Origin of the sequence: Planotetraspora silvatica (genome assembly GCF_016863315.1) — a bacterium.
Taxonomy (GTDB): domain Bacteria; phylum Actinomycetota; class Actinomycetes; order Streptosporangiales; family Streptosporangiaceae; genus Planotetraspora; species Planotetraspora silvatica.
The window spans coordinates 1-1,364 of record NZ_BOOQ01000092.1 but is presented as its reverse complement, the minus strand read 5'-3'; the positions used below and the strand labels follow the sequence as shown (position 1 = coordinate 1,364).

The 1,364-nt window shown below is 65.4% G+C and carries 1 protein-coding gene; it reads left to right on the top strand.

Annotated features, from left to right (window positions below; all coding sequences use genetic code 11):
- Window positions 1-37 precede the first annotated feature (37 nt).
- A complete protein-coding gene (locus Psi02_RS39725) occupies window positions 38-1,234 on the top strand; it encodes an IS701 family transposase (protein ID WP_203981083.1) in 1,197 nt (398 codons plus the stop codon).
- Window positions 1,235-1,364: the final 130 nt, after the last annotated feature.

Sequence of the window (1,364 nt, the reverse complement as noted above, 5' to 3'; positions counted from 1 at the left end):
TACTACAGTCAGATTTTGTGATCTATAGTCTTGGGTCATGCCGGATGGGGTGACTGCAGACGAACTGCAGGCGTGGGTGTCAGGCTTGGACGCGCTGTTCGGGCGGGTGGCGGGCCGGTTCGGGCGGGTGGAGCCGCGTAAGCAGGCGCGGGCGTATGTGATGGGGTTGCTGGCTCCGGTGGAGCGTAAGAACGGCTGGCAGCTCGCGGAGGCAGCCGGGGATTCCTCGCCGGATCGGATGCAGCGGCTATTGAACAACGCCCGGTGGGACGCGCGGGAAGTGCGTGTCGACCTGCGGGCTTATGTGGTGGAGAACCTTGGCCACCGTGATGGTGTGCTGATCGTGGACGAGACCGGCTTCATCAAGAAGGGCGTCAAGTCGGCCGGGGTGCAACGCCAATACTCCGGAACCGCCGGCCGGGTCGAGAACTGCCAGCTCGGAGTGTTCCTGGCGTATACCTCCCCGCTGGGACGGGCGTTGATCGACGCTGAACTGTATCTGCCGAAGTCCTGGACCGATGATCAAGCCCGGTGCGCCGAAGCCGGTATCCCCCAGAACACGGAGTTCGCCACCAAGCCGGTGCTGGCCCGAGCGATGCTGGCGCGCACCCTGGACGCAGGGATACCCGTTTCCTGGGTTACCGCTGATGAGGCCTACGGGCAGGACTACAAGTTCCGGCACTTCCTGGAGCTGCGCCGCCTTAACTACGTGGTCGCCGTGCCCAAGAGCCAAAGGGTCGGCGCCGAGCTCGGCGCCGACACCCGTGCCGATTCCTTGGCCGCCCAAGCCCCACCTGAAGCGTGGAAGCGCCTGTCGTGCGGGGACGGCGCGAAAGGGCTCCGCCTATATGACTGGGCACTGGCCGACATGCACTTCGAGACCGAACCCGGCTACCAACGGTGGCTCCTGGTCCGCCGTAGCCTCACCCCCAACGCCAAGGGCGAGCTGGAACTGGCTTACTACCTGTGCCACGGCCCCACCGGCAGCACCATCGACGACCTCATCCGTATCGCCGGGGCCCGCTGGGCAATCGAAGAGTGCTTCCAGGCCGCCAAGAACGAGACCGGCCTCGACCACTACCAGGTCAGACGGTACGACGCCTGGCACCGCCACATCACCCTGGCCATGCTCGCTCACGCCTACCTCGCCGTCACCGCAGCCACAGCCCCAAAAGCAGCCGCGGCCTGGTCCGCCTCACACCAGCGGAGATCCGCCGTCTCCTGGCACACCTGACCCACGCCATCTCCCGACCACTCGACTTCGCCCTTGCCTGGTCACACCGCAGACGCCAGCACCAGACCCGCGCCCGCAGCAGCCACTACTGGAAACGCTGGCTCAGATATCACGAAATCAAGCTGTAGTA